The organism is Psychroserpens luteus (assembly GCF_015319355.1).
Classification (GTDB): Bacteria; Bacteroidota; Bacteroidia; order Flavobacteriales; family Flavobacteriaceae; genus Psychroserpens; species Psychroserpens luteus.
This window is the reverse complement of the sequence record NZ_JADILU010000003.1, coordinates 14,175-34,928: the sequence shown is the minus strand read 5'-3', so window position 1 is coordinate 34,928 and position 20,754 is coordinate 14,175. Positions and strand designations below refer to the sequence as shown.

General features: G+C 31.4%; 18 protein-coding genes and 1 tRNA gene. 7 read left to right on the top strand and 12 right to left on the bottom strand.

Annotation, left to right across the window (positions count from 1 at the left end):
- Positions 1-40: 40 nt before the first annotated feature.
- Entirely contained in the window at positions 41-2,062 is a 2,022-nt protein-coding gene (locus IM744_RS07085; RefSeq protein WP_194507430.1) for an endonuclease, read from the bottom strand.
- Between the two features lie 614 nt (positions 2,063-2,676).
- On the opposite strand from IM744_RS07085, the gene IM744_RS07080 reads away from it, so the two are divergent.
- The 5 genes from IM744_RS07080 to IM744_RS07060 all read left to right on the top strand — a co-directional run bounded on the left by IM744_RS07080 (position 2,677) and on the right by IM744_RS07060 (position 7,024).
- Positions 2,677-2,829 (top strand): SsrA-binding protein, encoded by a 153-nt coding sequence (locus IM744_RS07080; RefSeq protein ID WP_194507429.1) that lies wholly within the window; start codon positions 2,677-2,679, stop codon positions 2,827-2,829.
- An 83-nt stretch (positions 2,830-2,912) separates the two neighbouring features.
- Positions 2,913-5,765 carry a VIT domain-containing protein gene (locus IM744_RS07075; protein ID WP_241738299.1) on the top strand — a complete coding sequence of 951 codons (2,853 nt, stop codon included), beginning with the start codon at positions 2,913-2,915 and terminating at the stop codon, positions 5,763-5,765.
- A 160-nt stretch (positions 5,766-5,925) separates the two neighbouring features.
- Positions 5,926-5,999 (top strand) — tRNA-Arg (locus tag IM744_RS07070).
- A 52-nt stretch (positions 6,000-6,051) separates the two neighbouring features.
- Positions 6,052-6,612, top strand: a complete 561-nt coding sequence (locus tag IM744_RS07065; RefSeq protein WP_194507428.1) for a YeeE/YedE family protein — start codon at positions 6,052-6,054, stop codon at positions 6,610-6,612.
- 4 nt (positions 6,613-6,616) lie between these two features.
- Positions 6,617-7,024 carry a DUF6691 family protein gene (locus tag IM744_RS07060; RefSeq protein ID WP_194507954.1) on the top strand — a complete coding sequence of 136 codons (408 nt, stop codon included), beginning with the start codon at positions 6,617-6,619 and terminating at the stop codon, positions 7,022-7,024.
- Positions 7,025-7,066: 42 nt separating this feature from the next.
- Here the strand turns inward: IM744_RS07060 and IM744_RS07055 are convergent, their stop codons facing one another.
- The 11 genes from IM744_RS07055 to IM744_RS07005 form a co-directional block, all read right to left on the bottom strand.
- Positions 7,067-7,342 (bottom strand): ATP-dependent Clp protease adaptor ClpS, encoded by a 276-nt coding sequence (locus tag IM744_RS07055; RefSeq protein ID WP_194507427.1) that lies wholly within the window; start codon positions 7,340-7,342, stop codon positions 7,067-7,069.
- A 234-nt stretch (positions 7,343-7,576) separates the two neighbouring features.
- Positions 7,577-8,611 carry a M57 family metalloprotease gene (locus IM744_RS07050; protein WP_194507426.1) on the bottom strand — a complete coding sequence of 345 codons (1,035 nt, stop codon included), beginning with the start codon at positions 8,609-8,611 and terminating at the stop codon, positions 7,577-7,579.
- A gap of 228 nt (positions 8,612-8,839) precedes the next feature.
- Positions 8,840-9,676, bottom strand: a complete 837-nt coding sequence (prmA, locus tag IM744_RS07045) for a 50S ribosomal protein L11 methyltransferase (RefSeq protein WP_194507425.1) — start codon at positions 9,674-9,676, stop codon at positions 8,840-8,842.
- Positions 9,677-9,711: 35 nt separating this feature from the next.
- Entirely contained in the window at positions 9,712-10,344 is a 633-nt protein-coding gene (locus IM744_RS07040) for a response regulator (RefSeq protein WP_194507424.1), read from the bottom strand.
- Positions 10,337-12,292: a tetratricopeptide repeat-containing sensor histidine kinase gene (locus IM744_RS07035; protein ID WP_194507423.1), complete on the bottom strand. Its 1,956-nt coding sequence runs from the start codon at positions 12,290-12,292 to the stop codon at positions 10,337-10,339. Before IM744_RS07035 ends, IM744_RS07040 begins: the two co-directional genes overlap by 8 nt.
- 33 nt (positions 12,293-12,325) lie before the next feature.
- On the bottom strand, positions 12,326-14,485 hold the full coding sequence (locus IM744_RS07030) for a T9SS type A sorting domain-containing protein (RefSeq protein WP_194507422.1): 2,160 nt from the start codon (positions 14,483-14,485) through the stop codon (positions 12,326-12,328).
- 130 nt (positions 14,486-14,615) lie between these two features.
- Positions 14,616-15,365: a triose-phosphate isomerase gene (gene tpiA / locus IM744_RS07025; protein ID WP_194507421.1), complete on the bottom strand. Its 750-nt coding sequence runs from the start codon at positions 15,363-15,365 to the stop codon at positions 14,616-14,618.
- Positions 15,366-15,402: 37 nt separating this feature from the next.
- Complete coding sequence (locus IM744_RS07020; protein WP_194507420.1) at positions 15,403-15,894, bottom strand: TlpA family protein disulfide reductase; 492 nt, start codon at positions 15,892-15,894, stop codon at positions 15,403-15,405.
- Between the two features lie 104 nt (positions 15,895-15,998).
- Complete coding sequence (locus tag IM744_RS07015) at positions 15,999-17,075, bottom strand: ABC transporter permease (protein ID WP_194507953.1); 1,077 nt, start codon at positions 17,073-17,075, stop codon at positions 15,999-16,001.
- A 127-nt stretch (positions 17,076-17,202) separates the two neighbouring features.
- Positions 17,203-18,483, bottom strand: coding sequence for a DoxX family protein (locus tag IM744_RS07010; protein ID WP_194507419.1), 1,281 nt, complete (start codon positions 18,481-18,483; stop codon positions 17,203-17,205).
- Positions 18,484-18,513: 30 nt separating this feature from the next.
- The gene (locus tag IM744_RS07005; RefSeq protein WP_194507418.1) at positions 18,514-19,050 is read right to left on the bottom strand and encodes a DUF1599 domain-containing protein; all 537 of its coding nucleotides are present in this window, start codon (positions 19,048-19,050) and stop codon (positions 18,514-18,516) included.
- Positions 19,051-19,178: 128 nt separating this feature from the next.
- Between IM744_RS07005 and folP the strand changes: the two genes are divergently transcribed.
- Together folP and IM744_RS06995 are read left to right on the top strand one after the other, a co-directional pair.
- The gene (gene folP, locus IM744_RS07000) at positions 19,179-20,000 is read left to right on the top strand and encodes a dihydropteroate synthase (RefSeq protein ID WP_194507417.1); all 822 of its coding nucleotides are present in this window, start codon (positions 19,179-19,181) and stop codon (positions 19,998-20,000) included.
- Positions 20,001-20,042: 42 nt separating this feature from the next.
- Positions 20,043-20,729, top strand: coding sequence for a hypothetical protein (locus IM744_RS06995; RefSeq protein ID WP_194507416.1), 687 nt, complete (start codon positions 20,043-20,045; stop codon positions 20,727-20,729).
- Positions 20,730-20,754 lie beyond the last annotated feature (25 nt).

Below are 20,754 nucleotides of genomic sequence, written 5' to 3'. Positions count from 1 at the left end.
ATCTGAAGGGTTTACTTTTTTAAAAAATCTAGATATCTATCTAATTAACTACAAGCTTCTTTACGATTTGCTTGTCTTCCGAAGAAATAGTTAATAAATATATTCCGCTTGGGAGATTTAAATTTACTATAGCTTCACCACTATAATCAAATGATTTAAGCAATTTCCCTTCTATAGAAAACACTTGTAAATCTGCTTGAGTATTGAGTCCTTTTATAGTAATACTATTTGTTGTTGGGTTTGGATATACACTAATTTGATTTTGGTCAAACTCATTAACACTCAATTCTTGATCCCACATTTGACCAACTTGTGTTCCCCAAATATATTCTACTAAATCTGGTTGATCTATAAATGGGTTTCTATTAAATTGCCATGTATAAACGACATTGTTACGATTCATTTCATAATCATCTGGTGGATCATTTCTGTGCCATTCTAATAAAGTTTCGAGATCTCCTAATTCCCCTGGGTAATCTTCTAAATCTGGTATCACTGGGTATCCATTAAGAACTGATAAGTCATTATATCTAATTTCCAAATACAAAACGCTTCTTGCAACATCTCCATAGAAACTGCCAGCAGTTCCTGTAGGACCATTGTATGCTCCAAATGTTGGATCACCATAATTTTTATTGTTACGCGTACTATTTTCTATCGCATCTGCAGGACGAAGTGCGTGTGCATCTGAATTTGCGTGACGTGTAGAATCTGCTTTTGTTGCCCAGAAAACATCTCTTCCATCTGCAATTTCATCTCCTTCTCTATCTCCAAAGTTTCCTCTAGATCTTGGGTACGTATGTTCTCTGTTCCATTTTTCAAAATTATTTGAGTCTGTTTGTACATCTAATTTAGAACGACCAAATTCTTTATACACTAACCATACTTGATTACTATGTAATGGATTTTCATCTGCTTCTACCAAAATATCTAAAACATCTGCATAAGTTTGAGCTCTCACTACAGTTGGATCTGCAATAATATCTTGTAAGGCTTGACGTAATTCATCATCTGCTAAGCCATCAAGGGAATTATAATAGCCTGTAGGTTGTGTACTGGTTACGTTTCCGAAGGTAGGATTCAAAGGTGTACCAAAATTTGCCATTGTAAAATCGTTATCTACAATACGAATCTTAATATTATTATTAAGTGCCAAATACTCAACTGGTAAATTTTCAAAACGAAGTTTTGCAACCTCATCACCTTCATCATCTTCATCGTCAATTAGAGTAATAGTTGTTGAAGCTGTGGTTTGATTTAAAGGAATAGTAATAGATGTATTTCCTGTAAAATCTGAAGCATTAAACCCAAAATTATCAAATAATATTTCAAAATTAAGTTCCTCTGTAACTGGAGTTTCTGAAGTAAAAGTGATATCAAAAGAATCAAATTCATTATACTGTTCTTGTGCAATAGCTATAGTAATACCATTGAGTAATACTCCACTTCCATCGTTCAATGCTCTTGGAGTTGGTGTTGTTGAAGTGTAGGTTACATTGCCTTCAGTATCAACAAAACGCTGAATGGAATTGGTATTATTAGAAGAACCTTCATTAATTTGTTCGATATCTGTAAATCTAGGGTCTGCACTAAAGATATCAATAAAGTCTTGGTCATCAGAATCTGAGGTATCATAGAGCAAAACATCTACTAGGTTATCGATAGTTGCAACAGTTTCTTCAGGGAAATCAAAATAACTTCCTTGATATATCGCTACTGCATCTGCTCCATTTTGAATCACGTTTTCTGCAATTAAAAATTGAGGCACAGGACTTACAGAGTTACTACCTATGAGCAGTAATCCATTTATATCTGTAGTATAACCATCAAGATCTACTGTGAAGTAGCTTGAGTTATTACCTGATGAAGAACCATTAAAAAATACAACAACATAACCATCTAAAGGGAAATTTGGTGTTTCAGATAATAATTCAATAAATTCATGTCTATCAACATTGTCTCCTTCAAAAGAGGTATCACAATCTAATTCATTGATTACAATTTGTCCAAAAGAAAATTGTGCTACAAATAGAGTTAATGCAATGAGTAATGTTTTTTTCATAGTCTGTGTTTTTTACAAATGTAATCATCTCTTAATTCTATTTGTGATTAAGACTTTAAGAAATCATGAACTTTAACACAAAACAGGCTGTTTTTCATTCAAAAAAAATTAATTAAAATTTAAAGAAATGAAAAACCAAAATAATAGAATGTTTAAAATTTGTCGATTTAATGATGAAAACGCCCTTAGTTTGAATAAAAAGAGTCAAAAACACCCTTGAATACTTACAAAAAACAACAAAAAACACCATTTAATGTTACAAATCATAACATCAATAAAGCAAGTCACATATTAATCGAAACACATATCATCTTTTTAGTTATAATTTTATATTCAATTTCATAAATTTTATTATAAACGTTTGGTGAATGGCTTTCTAAGTATATATATTGAAAACTCAATCAAATATATAATCAATTACTAACCTTAAAAACCTAACATTATGATGACACTTACAAAACTAATTATCGATATTCTTTTTTCGATAAGCTAAATCAACCACATGATAGTAAAACTTAGTCTAGAATAAGTTTTATGTCATTTTAAAAATCAAGTTCTTTAAATATTAAAATACTAATTTTGCACTACGGTTATTTTCTATAAAACTTTGGTGTATGAAACAAAATTTCTTTAAGGCACTAGCCAAACTCAACAAAATACTCTTACCTAGTTTTTCTAAACAACAGTTAGATCTAAGCAAAGCCACTAAATTTCAATTAGTCATTATTGGTTGGCGAGTTTATGTGACCTCTCGTGCTTTGGGATAATTTTTTCTATAATTTCTTTTTTATACTGGCACAAATCTTGTGATATGGTTTAAATATTTCTAACTATTTACCGTTAAACTATTATGAAACAAAGAACTCTACTCTCTTTAATGCTACTCTTTGTGGCTTTTGGATACTCTCAAAACATACCAACGTTAAAAGTAAAAGACAAACCTCTTGGATTATCATCCTTAGATATCAAAGTAGACGTTGTTGGTAATATTGCTACCACAACTTATGATATGCTTTTTTATAATCCTACAAATGCAATTTTAGAAGGTCAATTAGATTTCCCTCTTGGAGATGGACATAATGTGTCGAGATTTGCACTAGATGTTAATGGAAAACTAAGAGATGCAGTTGTTGTTGATAAAGAATTGGGACGTATTGCTTTTGAAGATGTTGTGAGAAGACAAGTAGATCCAGCACTTTTAGAAAAAGGAACTGGTAATAATTACAAGGCTAGAATCTACCCAATTCCTGCAAAAGGTTATAAACGCGTAGTATTGGCTTATGAGCAAGAATTGTTATATAAAGAGGACGCTAATTATTATAATTTACCTTTAAATTTTAAAAACAAACTTGATGACTTTACATTAGAAATTACTGTTTTTGAACAAAAATCTAAACCTGTTATTGAAAAAGGTCAAATCTCTGGGCTCCAATTCTCTAATTGGGATAAGAACTTTAAAACTACTATCTCTAAAAAAAATTACATCCCAAATAATAGTTTGTTAATCAAAATACCAATGCCTATTGATGCTGAAAAGATATTGGTTTATGACAATTATTTTTATGCCTATAAAACGTTGTCTCCAAAAAAGAGACTACGTTTCAAACCAAAAAATATCACAATATATTGGGATGCTTCATTATCTACGGAAAGTAGAAATCTTGAGAAAGAACTCAGTTTGTTGGAAGCTTATTTTTCAGAAATAAAAAATGTAGACGTTTCATTTATTGCTTTTAGTAACACAGTTTTAAAGAATACATCATTTACAATACAAAACGGAAATTGGAACACCTTAAAAGAAGAAATCCAAAACACAATCTATGATGGTGCAACTAACTATGATGTCATCTACAATTTAAACAACACGACAGATGTATCTTTTCTGTTTAGTGATGGTATGGCATCTTTAAGCGACTACAATTTTAAAACCTCAAAACCACTCTTTGTAGTTAATAGTTTAGTGAAATCAAATTTTCAAAAATTGAACCAACTAGCAGAATTATCTAATGGTGCTTACGTCAATCTTAATACACTTTCAGAATCTGAAGCCTTCAAACTCATCACTTATGAACCTTATAAATTCATAAGTTATTCCACAAATTCCAGTACGCTTGAAATGTATCCTAAAGGACCTAAAAGTATAGATAATGATTTTTCAATTGCAGGAAAAAATTTAAAAAATGGAGATATTGTTACGCTTAATTTTGGCTTCGGGAATAAGATAACACAAAGTATAGATCTTAAAATTAAAACTTCAGAAAACGCAAACTCAATGGCAAAAAGACTTTGGGCTCAGCAAAAACTGAATGCACTTGCGAGCAACTCTAAAGCTAACAAATCTGACATCACACAATTAGGTATAGATTATAGTTTGGTTACAGACTACACCTCTTTGATTGTCCTAGAAAATGTCATGGATTATGTTCGTTATAAAATCACACCTCCTGAAGAATTGCAAGAAGAGTATAATAAGCTTCTCGCAGAGATAGAACAACGAGAAAAAGAAGAATCTACGATTAGTAATGCAGTTAGTTTAAGAAGAAGACCTTCTGCAAATGCTATGGTTTCTGAAGATGACTGGACACCTTCTCAAGGAACCTTAAGTGATTTTATGAATGAGGATGAGACAACAATAAATTTCATGACAGCTCCTAATCTTATGGACTTGGATGAAGAGATCATTGAAGTAGAAGAAATGAGACTAGAAGAACCATCAGACGATACATTAAATTCGGCTGTGAGTTTAAGCAGAGAGAGACAAGATTCAAAAAAATACACAGGTAAACTCGTTGTTAAAGAACGTACACTAGATACAGACTATATCAAAGCGCTTAGTAAAACCAAATCATTAGAAGACGCTTACAAATTCTACTTAGAACAACGCAAAGACTATTTGAAAATGCCATCCTATTATAGTGATGTATCCACATATTTCCAAAAGAGATTTGACGATACTATTTATGCTTCAAGAATCTTATCCAACATCGCAGAAACCGATTTTGATGACTATGAACTTTTAAAGGTTTACGCCTACCAATTACAACTTAATTATCAAAATGATTTAGCTGTTTTCATCTTCCAACGTATCTTAGAACTTAGACCAGAAGACTCACAATCCTATCGTGATTTAGCTTTAGCCTACCAAAAAACAGGAAAGTGCCAAGAAGCTTTAGATCTCTTTAATAGTATTATTACTGAAGAAATTTACAAGAACTCAAAACGACGCATATTTCCTGGTATGCAATTAATTGCACAAAACGAAATCAAACATTTAATTCAGAATTATAAAGATGATTTAGATTTAAGCTCCATTGATAAAGAATCATTAGCAGAAATTAATTTAGATATTAGAGTTGTTGTAGATTGGAATCATAATGATACAGATATTGATCTTCACATTATTGATCCAAATCTAGAAGAATGTTTCTACTCACATCCCAAAACTAAACTTGGAGGCATTATGTCGCCAGATATGACTCAAGGTTTTGGTCCAGAAGAATTTGTTCTAGAAAAAGCGAAAAAAGGCGATTACTTCGTTAAGATAAAATATTATGGAGATCGTTATCAAAAAGCAGATAATCCAACATTTATGAAAGTCACTATTTATAAATACTACGGAACAAATCGAGAGTCTAAAGAGATTAAAATGATTAGACTTACTAATAAAGATGAATTTGAAATGATTGCTAAGGTTACTATTTAGTAAAACATAAAACTTATAGTTCTCCATTTTGGTTTGCTAGTTTATGTGATTATCTGAGCTTTATGGTTAAAAATGTTATAGAGTTCAATTTATTTATATTTTTAAACAATTTTCTTTTGTGTTTCTTGTAAAAAGAAATATATTTGCACCCACAAAAATTGGCCTCGTGGCGCAACTGAATAGCGCACTTGATTACGGCTCAAGAGGTTACTGGTTTGAATCCAGTCGAGGTCACTAACAAAAAGCAAACTATTAATAGTTTGCTTTTTTTTATTTAACATAAATTATGCAATCAATCTTAGAACCTTGGCCATGGTATGTTAGTGGTCCGCTTATAGCAATCATTATGTTTACCCTTATTTATTTCGGAAAAACATTTGGCATGTCCTCTAATCTAAGAACCCTTTGTTCTATTGCTGGTGCAGGAAATAAAGTGAAATTTTTTGATTTTGATTGGAAAGCACAACGTTGGAATCTCGTAGTAATCATAGGAGCTGTTATAGGCGGTTTTATAGCTCATTTCTATTTATCATCAGCAACTAACATGGATTTAAATCCAGAAACCGTTAAAACGCTTAGCACACTTGGTTTTGAAAATGCTGGTAAATCTTTACTTCCAGCAGAATTATATAGTTGGGATGCTGTATTTAACCTTAAAGGATTAGCCATTTTAATTATTGGCGGATTTCTTGTTGGTTTTGGTACACGTTACGCTGGAGGATGTACATCTGGACATGCTATTACTGGCTTGAGCAGTTTACAATTACCATCTCTTATTGCTGTTGTTGGCTTTTTTATTGGAGGCCTAGTTATGATTCATTTATTATTCCCTTTAATTTTCGGATAACATGATAAAGTATATAAAATTTTTGTTCGTCGGAATTATCTTCGGAATCGTACTCGTAAAATCTGAAGCTGTCTCATGGTATCGCATTTATGAAATGTTCAAATTTGAATCATTTCACATGTATGGTATTATTGGAACTGCTGTCATCACCGGGATTATTTTGCTTTTAGTAAGTAAAAAATTAAAAAACATAAATGGTGGACTCATAGCAGTTCCCAAAAAAGACAAAGGATTTACACGCTATATTCTTGGCGGAATTATTTTTGGATTAGGTTGGGCTTTATCTGGAGCCTGCCCAGGACCAATGTACATTCTTATTGGTACAGGAGCGTTTACGGTTATTATTGTAATTCTCGCTGCACTTTTAGGAACTTATGTTTATGGATTATTAAAAGATAAATTACCACATTAACAAAATCTATCATTTTAAAAACCATAGAATTTGAGATAAATTTTAAATAATCTCAGCACTTAGTCCTGCTTCTAAAAGCATGGTACAACGTGGTTCTAACTCTTTATACTCACCTGTTTTCACAGTACATTGTCCTTTGTAATGAACAATAATTGAACATTGTTCTGCCTGTTCTGGTGTGTGATCGCATGCATAGATTAAGGTATTTATGACATGATCAAAAGTATTGACATCGTCATTATACACAACAATCTCATTAAGAGGTTGCTCTAAGGTATCAACTAGGTATTCTTCTTTTACTTTTTCTTGAAAATTCATAGTAATAATATGATATAGCTAATTTAAAAAATATTTATTAGTTAAACGAAAAAGCTTCTGTTTTAGATCTAATAGATATGTTAAATTTTGTTAGGAGAGTATACAATATAATTAGCTACTCTATTTAAGTTTATACAATATCATTTTAAAATTAATGAATTTATATAACATACAAATGGGTTGTTTAAATAAAATTAAACAACCCATTCACAATAATTTATTATTACAATGTATTTAGTTACATGGTCCTATTAAACTCCAACCACTACTTACACGTTCGTAAAGATTACCAAAATAAGTAACACGTTGACCAATACTATAACTTGTTCCACTTTGCCACTCAGATACGCCATCACAAATACTCCCTGAATTAGCAGGATACATTGAACTTAAAGCTGTAATATCATTTCCATTAAAATTACCACTTACACTTGTAGAAAAACAAGCTTGCATAACTGAACTCAAATCTCTTCCTGTTGGAGTTCCAGATATATGCACAGCACCATCTGATCCTGTTCCTTCATTACCTTGACTAGATGCAGGGCAGCTTAAACGATCGAACCAATCTGAATGACGAAAACCAATAGAGTGCCCAATCTCATGAGTAATTACATGCTCGTTGACATTAGTTGAAAATTGCTCTATACCATAAATCTGAACAAACTTATTTGGTTCTCCACTTGAGTTTGGAAAACCTGCAACTCCTCCATTTCCTGAATTATTTATAGAATTATCATATACTACCATATCTGCTGCTTCGAAATTGTTACCAAACGATAAATTAAAATCAAGCGTCATATTACTAATGTTATTATAATTTGCAACTGCTCTTGTTAAAGCAGTTTGCGCTTTACTAGATAATGCTTGGCTACCTCCTGTATAACCTAAGATATTTATAGTTTGATTATTTCCTGTTACTAAATTAAAGGTTCTATATTGACGGTCTAAACCAGAACCAATGCCTATTAATGCGTCTAGTTCATCTCTAGTAAACGTAATATCACTACCAAAATAAATTCTTTCTTCTATGGTTCCATCTGGTAAGTGAAAATCTCCTATAGAAACAACACCGACGTCGATATCTAAAGTTTGAATAGAATTTAGTAAATCTGTGTCAGTTACTAAAGTTCTATTCTCTAAATTGTTCATATTAATAATTATATCCTCGTTTAGATTTGAAACATTCTCTATAACACTTTCTTTTTCGCAAGATTGAAAAGAAAATATGAGGCATAGACCTGCTAAGGTCAAAAATTTAAAATTTTTCATTTTTGAGTAAATTAAGTTAATAAATAATAAGCGAGTAAGTAGGGGAATTTAAATTAACAGTTAATTTCTTACAAACTTGTCAACTTAAACCATGATAATTATCATTACAAAGATAATCGTTTTTAAAATAAAAAAATTACGGTTTCCCCGTAATTTTAGTAATGTTTTAAATTATAGTGTAAAATTTTGAGTTATTTACCGAATAAATGAATTTATATTAAATTATTCTTACTTCTGAAATTTTAAAGCTACCCAGTTATTTCTTTCTAAAGTATCAACGAGCTTTAAACTGTATTTATTACATTCTGCCTCAATGACTGAGATATCATCTTTGTAGAACCCGCTTAAAAACAATACTCCATTTTCATTCAACGTATTGACATAGGTTTCCATATCATTGAGTAGAATATTTCTATTAATATTAGCTATAACTATATCATAATGTCTTCCATGCAATAGACTCGCATCCCCTTCTAAAACAGTAATATGCTTGCTATTATTTCTTTCTACATTTTCTAAACTATTGAGATAACACCAATTATCATAATCTATGGCATCTAAAGGTTTTGCGCCTTTCAGTTCTGCTAGAATCGCTAAAACTCCTGTACCACAGCCCATATCTAAAACCGATTTCCCTTCAAAATCATTCTTGAGAATATGCTGAATCATCATGTGAGTCGTTTCATGGTGACCTGTACCAAAACTCATTTTTGGTTCAATAATAATATCAAATTCTGTATCTGGCTTTTCATGAAAAGGTGCACGTACAGAACATTTATCATCTACAATAATAGGATTAAAGTTCTTTTCCCATTCCTCATTCCAGTTGGTTTGTTCAATGTCTTCCGAAGTAAAAGAAATTTCAAATTCATCTGATTCTAAAATTTGTATATCATCAAGCATATTATCTTTCCATTCTTCTTTCTGAATGTATGCTGTGACACCTTCTTCGGTTTCTACGAAGCTTTCAAAACCTGCATAACCTAACTCTGCAATTAGAATTTCAACTCCTGGCTGTAACGGTTTTACTTTGAAATAATAACCTATGTATATTGTATTTGACATGTAAACTATTTAGACTGCAAAGATATATCTAAATCTTAAAGAAGTTGTTTTTGAATCGCTATTTTAACAATACCTACGCTATTTTTTGCACCAAGTTTACTCATGATGTTCATACGATGAGCTTCAACAGTCTTCGGACTAATAAATAGTTTTTCTGAAATTTCCTGCGTAGTTAACTGCTCATAAATTGCCTGTAGCACTTCTGTTTCCCGTCGTGTTAATTTAGGTTGCAAAGCGCTAAACTCTTTTCTGCCAAGTGATTGATTTAATATTTTTTTCTCAATATCTTTTTGTAAGTATTTTTCACCCTTAGAAACGGTATCTATTGCTTGAAGTAATTCTTCTTTATGAGCATTTTTAAGCAAATAACCAAAAGCACCATTATCTAGAATACGTTTTACAAACGACACATCTTCATGATTAGTTAAGGCAATAACACGAACATTTGGGAAGGATTTGGTTATGGTTTTAGTGAGTACTATGCCATTGATATCTGGCAAATTTATATCTAAAAATAAAATATCGGGTTGCTCAACTTCAAACGCTTCTAAGGTGTCTTGCCCATTCTCGTGAATTGATATAACGCGAATGTGCTTTTCATCTTTTAAAAGTGATTCTATCCCTTTAAGCACTACATAATGATCGTCTGTAATTGAAACCTTAATCATGATTGAATTTAGATGTATCTATAAGAATATTTACAGATGTTCCGTTTTCCGAAGATACAAAATCAATTTCTCCATTTAAGAACGCAACTCTATTTTTTATGTTTGAAATCCCTATACCATTAGATGTTATATTAGATATATCAAAACCCTTACCATCATCATCTACAGATAATTGAACCGTATTATTTCTAGAACTTAACTGTACATTAATCTCTTTTGCTTCAGCATGTTTTATGCTATTGATAACTAATTCTTGTGTAATTCTATAAATATTAACTTCCATCAATTTGGGTAAGTTTAAAGTATCTCCTAAATAATTGAATTGTATTTGAGGTTCATGTACGTTATTCATATTAGTACAATAATCTGAAATTGCTGACTCCAAATCAAAATTCTCTAAAGCAGGTGGCACTAGATTATGAGAAATTGCCCTCACCTGCTCACAGGATTTATCAATCATAACAACAGCTTCTTTAATGGTTTTATTATTAAGTTCTAGTAAGGTATTGAGTTTATGTTTAATAGCCGAAAGATCTCCATTAACGCCATCATGCAACTCCTTTGCAATTCTTAGTCGCTCCTTCTCCTCGCCTTCTATCAAAGATTCTAAAGAATGTATTTGTGCTTCATTTTTGACTACTAATAATTCTTGATCCTTACGTTTTTGACGCTGTTTATATACCAACCAACTCGCTATTGAAATTAATAATAGTAAAAATGCGAACCCTAAGGCATAATTGAACTGCATGTTTTTCTTTTGTATTTCACTTTTTTGAGTCTCTAATTGTAATTTCTGTTCATAAATTTCATTGTCTTTTTTCTTGGCCTCAAATTGCTTTTGAAGACGGTTTATTGTCTTTAAATTTTCTGTATTAAACAAAGAATCCTTTGTAGCTATAAATTTATTTTGAAAGTCAAAAGCCATTTTATAATCACCTGTTAACTTGTATAACTCAGAAAGTCCATGATAAGCATCTTTTAAGTAAGGTAGTTCCTTGTAATCTTCTGCGAGATGCAAAGACTTCTCGTAAGCATCAAAAGCTAATTTATAATTCGATTGTTTTTGATAAAATTCACCTAGATCTCTGTATATAGGAATTAATTCTCTTCGGAAATTTTTATCCTCGAAGATTTGTTTTGCTTCATTTAGATAATTAAATGCGTCATCTAAATTTAAATTAAGATTCACATTTCCTAAGGTTGATAAAACTTTAGCTATTTCATAGTCTTCTTGAGAAGCTCTCGCAATTAATAATGCTTTTTTTAAATGTGATTTAGCAGTAAGTGTATCTTGTTTTAAAAGATACATTTTAGACATGTTTTTATGAGTATTAACAACATCTCGTTGTTCTTTTTTAGCTTCAAAAATTTCTAAAGCATTAGAAAAATTAGTGATGGCATCATCTGGCTTTTTCATGTCGCCATATATATTACCAATACTATTTAAAGTAGAAGCTACTGCGAAAGAGTCTTTCCTTTTTTCAAAAATATTTAGAATTTCAATATAGGTTTCTAAACTTTTATTATAATCACCTAAAGCTCGATGAATTACTCCAACTTGAAAAAGTGAATAGGCAACTAAAGTTGAATCATTTTTAAAATATTTAATGTTAAGATCTAAATGTTTTAATGCAGATTCATAATTTCCTTCTATACGATCTATAAGTCCATATTGAAAATGTGATTTAGCTTCTGAATCTTTAAAACCAGAAAGCTTTGCATAATACATAGAGCTATCAGCATACAAGCGCGTTAATTTTAAATCATTAAGTCGTTGCAATGCATGAAATGATGCGTTGTAATATTTCTGAGCTCGCAAACTATCAGATAGTTTAGCAACCTCAACACGAATACTATCTTGAAATATTTGAGAATCATTATTCTGAAACGCATAGATTACATTTGAAATTAAAACTAGAACACTAAAAATATAGCTACGAAATCTCATGTGATGAATTATAACTTAAAGATACAAAACTGTTTACTGTTTGATAATTCTTCGTGTTACCTTTCCTTTGTTAGATGATATGGTTATAAAATACAATCCACTTTTCAAAGTAGACATGTTGATTTCTAAACGATCATTAAATGTTTCATTTAATATGGTTTTTACACGTTGACCAGTCAAATTATAGATAGTGATCGTGTTAATAATACTATGATTTTTACTGAACACGTGTAATACATCTTTGATAGGGTTTGGATAAAGCTTCACACCAACAGATGACAATTCTTCAAGACTTAACGTTTCTGGTTTTGCTGAAATATTAAAACTCAAAACACCTGTTTGAGAGGATAACTTTCCTACTTTTAAGAAGTAGTCATTTCCTCCAGTTAAATTCGTAAAAAACCCATCATTGTTTATACATTGAATCTCTGTAGTTCCGCAGGAATCATATAAAGCATAATACCCATTTACAGATGCGGTTAAATGATCAATTTCAACATCATTATCGTTTGGCATTGTAAAACGATACCATACATCTTGAATTGTAAAAGTTTCATTAGATGGCTCACATGTTGAAACTTCACTATTGGTTGCTGCAGCATTATTGGTTGAATAAGTCGCATAGTCTACAGTTGGAACAGTTATATTTTGAGGTGTAGCGCAATCATCATTAAATAGATTCTCAAACGCTTGAATATTAAGATTACTTAAATTAGCAGTGTTTGGTAATTGAGAAACCCTAAGCTTATAGCTGTTGTTTAATCCTAAATTAAAATAAATACCATTACCATTAATACAATCTAATTCATTACCAGAGCATGCGTCGTATAACGTCGTTCTAAAATTAAAACCAACACCAGAAATTTGAATATTCCCTGTTACAGGCATTACAAAATCATACCAAAGATCCAAGTTATTGTCGTCCATAGTATCGCAAGACGAATCTAGCGTTTCTGTTGCTCTACGAGTATCTACTTGATATGAGAGTGAATTATCAGTTACAATTGTAATCGTTTCGCTAGTCTCACATTCATCATTTACAGCTATAGGAAATGCTTGAAATCTTGGTGATTTATTAGCCAGACTTGTAGATGATATTCTTAAAAGATAATTAGTATTTTCAATTAAACCCGAAACAAATTGTAATCCTGATTGGCATGATAGCTCTGTACCATCACAAGCATTGTAAACTGTTACACTGTCTGTACCTATAAGTTGTTCGATTTTCAGGTTACCAGTTACAGGCATTACAAAATCAAACCATAGATCATAATTATTATCACTTGCATTTTCACAAGATGCATCTAAACTTTCTGCAGCTGTTCTTAAATCTGCTGTATATGTATTCGTATTAGCTGTTTCAATGAGTATCGTTTCCGAAGCATCACATTCATCATTTGACGCATACTCAAAAGCTTGAATTCTAAAATTAATTGGTCCAGCCCTAGATTCTCTATCTGCTATTCTTAAAACATAAGTTGTTCCAGCTGTCAAGTTTATAAAAAAACCTCTATCGTTTACACATCCTAATTCTACTCCTCCACAGTCATCAAAAAACGAATAGGTTTGATGTTGAAATTGTTGCGCTTCCTTTATTTCAATATTTCCATTGACAGGCATTACAAACTCATACCAAAGATCCAAATTGTAATTTGCAGCATCATCACAGGAAGCATCAATACTTTCGGAAGCAGCTCTAGAATCTGTTGAATACTGTATATAATTTGATGTTACTACAGTAATGGTCTCTCTATTTTCACATTCATCATTTGCTGCTGTCTCAAAAGCTTGCAGCGTAAATGTTGACGAATTGTTAAATTGGTAAGACGTTCTTAAGAGATAACTATTTCCATTCAATAGATTCCCGAAAGTCGTATCATCATCACTACAATCTAGTTCTACCCCTCCACAAGTACTATAAAGTGTAAAATGATTTAAGCTAGATGCAGCGTTGATAAATAAATTGCCATCAACAGGCATTACAAATTGATACCATAAGTCTTTATTATCTAAAGTTGCTGTATTACAAGATGCATCTAAACTTTCGGTAGCTTCTGTAAAATTTGCAGCAATTGAAAGTGGTGCTGAAGTAGATACCGTAATGACCTCTGCATTTGCACATTCATTATTTGAAGGTATTTGTGCAAATACAGAAGTTGCACATAATAAGAAAAGTAATTTTAAAGGTTTCATAAGCATCCATTTTAATTAATAATTAACTGACTGCAAGCTAATTACAATTAAAACTAAATACATAAGGGCATTCTCTAAGTTTGAAAACTTAGGGAATACCCTTAGAAAAATTTATTTTACAAATTATTTTTTAAAATGCGTTTACAATAGCATAAAAATCTTCTGCTTTTAATGCAGCACCACCAATTAGTCCACCATCAACATCTGGTTTTCCAAAAATCTCTTTGGCGTTGGCAGGTTTTACACTACCACCATAAAGAATGGTCATATCATCTGCAACAACATTACCATATTTGCTTTCTAAAGTTTTTCTAATAAATGCGTGCATATCTTGTGCTTGCTCAGGACTTGCAGTTTCTCCTGTACCAATTGCCCAAACAGGCTCATAGGCTAAAACGATATTTTTAAATGTTAAAGCTTCTAAATGAAATAAAGCATTCTTAATTTGGCTTTCAACGACACTCTCCTCATTACCTGCTTTACGGTCTGCTAATTCTTCTCCAAAACAGAAAATAATACGCATATCATGAGCTAAAGCTGCATCTACTTTTTTAGCCAATGATTCATCAGTTTCATTGTAATAAGCGCGACGCTCACTATGTCCTAAAATAACGGTTTGAATACCAACACTTTTTAGCATACTTGCACTAACCTCTCCAGTATATGCTCCATTTTCTGCAAAGTGCATGTTCTGTGCAACAACTTCTATATCATCATTACGTGTCGCTTCAAAAGTATGCCATAAATTAGTAAATGAAGGCGCAATCATCACTTCTGCATCAGAAGTTTTAATTTGTTTCTTTAATTCTGAAATTAATGTTTCAGTTTGTGCTAAATCATTATTCATTTTCCAGTTACCTGCTACAATATGTTTTCTCATGTGTGTTGTGTTTTATGTTTCCGAAGAAACTTAAATTTTATTTTAAATATTCTTTAATTTTTGGATCGCTTGCTTTTATAGCTCTAAATAATTTGATGTTACTTTCTGCATCTATGACCATATATCTAGGTACCCAATCTAAATCTACAAAATCACTAAAAGGCCCTTTCCAACCTGAAGGCATAAAATAATGTTCTCCTGTAATATCATACTTTTTAATGCTATTTTTCCAGCTCGTTTGCGTTTTATCCATAGATAAAAACACATAAGTTAAGTCTTTGTATTGGTCTTGTAATGCTTTTAAATTTGGTAAACCTACAATACAATCTCTACACCAACTTGCCCAAATGTCTATTAAAACTGTTTGTCCTTTATTAGCGTCTAATATCTTCTGAAATGTAACAGATTCGCCTTCTATATCTATAAAAGTAGCATTAAGTGCTTCTTGAGAAAACTGTGTTGGCTCAGGTTGCGCTTCACAACTTGTTATGCAAAGGCAAATAAATGCTATGTGTATTATTTTTTTCATATTTATTTTGATCATCTAATTTGACCAACTTACCCTTCCGTCTTTCAATCTAAAAAAATTGAAATCCACCTTCCCTAAAATAGGGAAGGAATTTTTTATCTATTTTACTCTAATTTCACTTTAGGGTCTAACCAACCATAAATAACATCTACAAAGATATTAATGATAATGAACAAAACCGCAATAATTAACACTGCTCCCATAATTACAGGTAAATCTAATGTATTTAAGGCGTTTACTATTTCTTTTCCAAGTCCGTTCCAACCAAAAATATACTCTACAAATACTGCACCTGCTAACATAGACGCAAACCAACCTGAGATTGCAGTGACTACCGGATTCAATGCGTTTTTTATAGCGTGTTTTTTTATAATCTGAAATTCGCTAAGCCCCTTCGCTCTCGCTGTTCTAATATAATCTTGATTGAATACTTCTAACAATGAATTTCGCATTAACTGAATGACAACTGCCAAGGGACGAATACCTAAAACAATTGCTGGAAGTATTAAATTTTTCCATTGTATGTTTATTTTTTCTCCAAAATTATCGAGTTCGTACAAGCTTCCTGTCATTTCTAAATTGGTATATTTATGAAGTACAAAACCAAAAAACCATGCGAAAAGTATGGCACTAAAAAATGAAGGTATACTCATCCCTAAAGTACTAAAAATTTGGATGGTTTTATCTATCCAAGTGTCTTTATAGAGTGCAGATATTATTCCGAAGAAAATACCAAGAACAATAGCAATTACAATAGCTGATACTGCTAAAACCGCTGTATTGGGTAATGTTTCTCCTATCACTTGAGATACTTTTTTACCTTGCTTGGTAAAAGATTCTCTTAAATAGGGAAACTTGATAACGGTTGTTACATTTCCGAAGGAAAACAATTTTGAAGCAGCATATTTACCATCTTTCAAATAGGTATAATCCTCCTGATTTGTGGAGTGAAATGAGATTGGTGACAAATCATTTAAATAATATAAATACTGCGTTGACATGGGTTTATCAAATCCGTATTTTGCTTTTACAGCTGCTATTTGCTCACTGTCTTCATTTTGCCCAAGCATCATTTGTGCAGGATCTCCAGGTAAAATATTGAATAAATAAAATATGACTGTTACTACTCCTAGAAGAGTTAGTAAAGCGTAAAAGATTTTATTTAAGATGTATCTTATCAGATGTTTGATTTTTTTCGCAAAGACGCAAAGGCGCAAAGCTTTATGTGATTACTCTTATGTTTTATAAAATATGTCTTAAATCTCTATTTTTTAAACTAAAAACTAAGACTGCGACTGAAAACTCATTTTAAAATTCAAGGTCATCAATATCATTCCAGTGTACTTTTTGAGTCACTGTTCCTTTTTCTAAAATAAGAACCCCTGGATTTGATCTTACTACCGTTTTTAAAACTTTTTCATCACAGAGATAAAAATCAAAATCCAGACTATAAACTTCTCTAACTTCTTTTTTCTTTTTTTCTCCAGAAGCTGTTAAACCAATTACAGTATAACCTTTTTCCTGAGCTTCATCTGCCATCAATTTAAGAGCTTTCATACCATCTGGATCTGCTTTTTCTAAACTATATGACACAATCATCACCAATTTTTCAAGTTCTAAAAATTGTTGTGTTAAATCCTCATCTTCAGATTCTATTGTAAAATCTTGTATTTTAGGCTCATCACCTTCTGTAATAATGATAGTCTCTACTCCTACTATTTCATCATATTTTTCTGGTCCACGACCTCTATCTGTGATCGTTTGTTCTTTTCCTTCTAATTTATAGGTCCAAATATAATCTGTCACTGCTTTTTGAGCATCTGCAGGTAATGTCATATTTTCTTGGAAGTTATCTCCAATTTTATAAGCTCTAAAATCTTTTAATGGTAAGTTTTCTAAGCAATAGTACGTAAAGCCTAAACAGATCACATAGGCAGCTAACAATGATAACCAATCTCCTTTAGTGTTATTTTTTATTAGGAATACAACTGCAAATAAAACCATTGAAAAGATTAAAGTAAACCACCAACCTATAACTAAAACTCCAAATCCAAAAATCAATACTGAAGATGCAATCATGTAAAACCAATCTTGGGTCTTAGTATTTTTTTGAATCTTATTTTTAAAAGCAAAAAAGAATAATGGGATTGTAAAAATCAACAAAAAGAGATCTTTATAAAAGGATTCTTTTGGAGCTAATTTTAAGGCATCTCCAAAGCAACCGCAATCTGTTACACAGTTTTGAGTAAATTCTTGTCCTAATCTTCCTGCAGCATCTTGAGCTACTAAGCAACTTGAGGTATACCAAGTGAGCCATGTAAAAAACAACATCATTAATAAAATTAATGCAGATGAAAGTTTACTCTTTAATCCAAAAATCACTGCAACACCTAGTACAATTTCAACAACACAAATACATACTGCAAGTAATAAAGAATACGGAATTAAAAACTCTAAGTTTAAAACATCTTGCGCAAAATAATCGTTCAATTTGTATGAAAAACCTATGGTATCGTTACATTTAATTAAACCTGAAACGATAAATAAACTTCCTACAATAAGTCTTGAAATAGTAATAAATATTTTCATATGAAATGAGATGTTTTTAATAAACTAGCTTTAATTATTTAAATGAATCAACGCAAATACCGAATAATTAATCATATCCTGATAGTTAGCATCAATCCCTTCACTTACTAATGTCTTCCCTGCATTATCTTCAATTTGTTTAACACGCAATAATTTTTGTAAAATCAAATCTGTTAAACTACTCACACGCATCTCTCTCCAGGCTTCACCATAATCATGGTTTTTATCCATCATGAGTTGTTTAGTGATTGCAATTTTATCATCATACAAATCAATAGCTTCTTCTAAAGATAAATCTGGTTGTTCTACAACACCTTTTTCTAATTGAATTAAAGCCATTGTACAATAATTGATAATCCCAATAAATTCGCTCACTTCCCCTTCATCAACCTTACGCTCGTTGTTTTGTTGCAAACCTCTAATACGTTGGGCTTTAATAAAAATTTGATCGGTTAACGATGGTAATCTTAGAATTCTCCATGCACTTCCATAGTCTTTCATTTTATTAATAAAAAGACTTCTGCATGTTGAAATTACATCATCATATTGTTTTGAAGTATCTTGCATCTAAAACATTTAATTTTCCGTAAATTTCGCTTAAATAGTTCAGAGTTCAAAGTGCAACGTTCCAAATTCAGGTTTTTTATGAATATCGCACTAATTTGAACCTACAAAATCAAATTCTAAATCCATTTATGACCATAAATTGTAAAGGCAAACTCATAGATTTATCAACTCCCAAAGTGATGGGGATTCTTAATGTGACACCAGATTCTTTCTATGATGGTGGCAACTATAAAAATACGTCAACCATTGTGAATCAAGTGAAAGCTATGATAGATCAAGGTGCAACGTTTATTGATATTGGTGGTTACAGTTCTAGACCAGATGCAGATGATGTTTCGGCAGAAGAAGAATTAAATCGTGTGATTCCAATAATTAAATTGATTCTTAACGAGTTTCCAGACACGCTCATTTCCGTAGATACTTTTAGAAGTCAAGTGGCGCAACAAGCGATTGAAGCTGGTGCATGCATGATTAATGATATTTCGGCTGGACATTTAGACGAAAACATGCTCAAAACAGTTGCTCATTTGAAAGTGCCTTACATTATGATGCATATGAAAGGGAATCCTAAAACGATGAAAAACCTCACCAATTATGATAATTTGGTCAAGGATATTTTGTTTTATTTTTCTGAACGGATTGCAAAAGCCAGAGCATTAGGCATCATTGATTTAATTATAGATCCAGGTTTTGGATTTGCTAAAACTTTGGAGCAGAATTTCGAATTACTCAATAAATTTGAGCTCCTAAAAATAACCGACTTGCCTCTTCTCGCTGGACTTTCTAGAAAATCTATGATTTATAAAACTTTAAATAGTGCTCAAGAAGAAGCGCTAAACGGAACCACTGTTCTCAACACCATCGCTTTACAAAAAGGCGCTAATATTTTAAGAGTTCACGATGTAAAAGAAGCGATGGAATGTATCCAACTAACCCAAAAATTACACTAACCTGCAAGGTTTTTGGAACCTTGTAGGTTTTAAATTGAAACTATGAAAAACTTATATCTACTACTAATTTCTATTATTCTTTTTTCCTGCGGAAATGAGCGCATTTTACAACTCCCAGAAATTGAAAATGCTAAAATCACCGAAATCCATGATGTATCTCAAGCTTATTTGTTTTATGATGAAACCAAAGCAGATAGCGTAGAACTCAACCGAAAAAACTTAATTATCACCACTAATTGGTTGGTTAATGTTGATAAACGATTGACGCTTGCGCAAGCAATTCCGAAGATAAAATTCTTGCAAGACAAAAAGCGCAGTGCAGAACTGCATAAAAATGAAAATGCCAAGAATTACTTTACTTGTAGTGATACGAGTATTAAAAATTTGGGGTTTTTAGAGTTTACAGATGTAATATTTAACGATGGACACTTAAAAAATACTTATTCACAATCTTCGAATAGTGAATTAGACACATCTAATTTTATTAATCAAAATCATCAACAGAATGATATTCTTATAATAGAAATTAAAAAATCAAAAAAATGGGACTATCTGAGTCTAAGAAAATATTTAGAACATGCTTTAAAAAATAAAGCAAAAGAATCTGTTATGATATATTTAAATTTTGAAAAGAATTTAAGTTTTCAAGATTATATAGAATTCAAATCAATTTTAGATAATATTAAAATTGAAGAATTATTCATAGACAACAACGAATTCATATATTAACCAATAATTATTACATTTACAGAAA

Excerpts from the sequence above, each read along its gene's own strand:
- IM744_RS07010 (WP_194507419.1), bottom strand. The coding sequence starts at position 18,483 with ATGAAAATATTTATTACTATTTCAAGACTTATTGTAGGAAGTTTATTT.
- IM744_RS07055 (WP_194507427.1), bottom strand. The coding sequence starts at position 7,342 with ATGAATTTTCAAGAAAAAGTAAAAGAAGAATACCTAGTTGATACCTTA.
- IM744_RS07030 (WP_194507422.1), bottom strand. The coding sequence starts at position 14,485 with ATGAAACCTTTAAAATTACTTTTCTTATTATGTGCAACTTCTGTATTT.
- IM744_RS07020 (WP_194507420.1), bottom strand. The coding sequence starts at position 15,894 with ATGAAAAAAATAATACACATAGCATTTATTTGCCTTTGCATAACAAGT.
- IM744_RS07065 (WP_194507428.1), top strand. The coding sequence starts at position 6,052 with ATGCAATCAATCTTAGAACCTTGGCCATGGTATGTTAGTGGTCCGCTT.
- IM744_RS07005 (WP_194507418.1), bottom strand. The coding sequence starts at position 19,050 with ATGCAAGATACTTCAAAACAATATGATGATGTAATTTCAACATGCAGA.
- IM744_RS07080 (WP_194507429.1), top strand. The coding sequence starts at position 2,677 with ATGAAACAAAATTTCTTTAAGGCACTAGCCAAACTCAACAAAATACTC.
- folP (WP_194507417.1), top strand. The coding sequence starts at position 19,179 with ATGACCATAAATTGTAAAGGCAAACTCATAGATTTATCAACTCCCAAA.
- tpiA (WP_194507421.1), bottom strand. The coding sequence starts at position 15,365 with ATGAGAAAACATATTGTAGCAGGTAACTGGAAAATGAATAATGATTTA.
- IM744_RS06995 (WP_194507416.1), top strand. The coding sequence starts at position 20,043 with ATGAAAAACTTATATCTACTACTAATTTCTATTATTCTTTTTTCCTGC.
- IM744_RS07050 (WP_194507426.1), bottom strand. The coding sequence starts at position 8,611 with ATGAAAAATTTTAAATTTTTGACCTTAGCAGGTCTATGCCTCATATTT.
- IM744_RS07040 (WP_194507424.1), bottom strand. The coding sequence starts at position 10,344 with ATGATTAAGGTTTCAATTACAGACGATCATTATGTAGTGCTTAAAGGG.
- IM744_RS07075 (WP_241738299.1), top strand. The coding sequence starts at position 2,913 with ATGAAACAAAGAACTCTACTCTCTTTAATGCTACTCTTTGTGGCTTTT.
- IM744_RS07085 (WP_194507430.1), bottom strand. The coding sequence starts at position 2,062 with ATGAAAAAAACATTACTCATTGCATTAACTCTATTTGTAGCACAATTT.
- prmA (WP_194507425.1), bottom strand. The coding sequence starts at position 9,676 with ATGTCAAATACAATATACATAGGTTATTATTTCAAAGTAAAACCGTTA.
- IM744_RS07035 (WP_194507423.1), bottom strand. The coding sequence starts at position 12,292 with ATGAGATTTCGTAGCTATATTTTTAGTGTTCTAGTTTTAATTTCAAAT.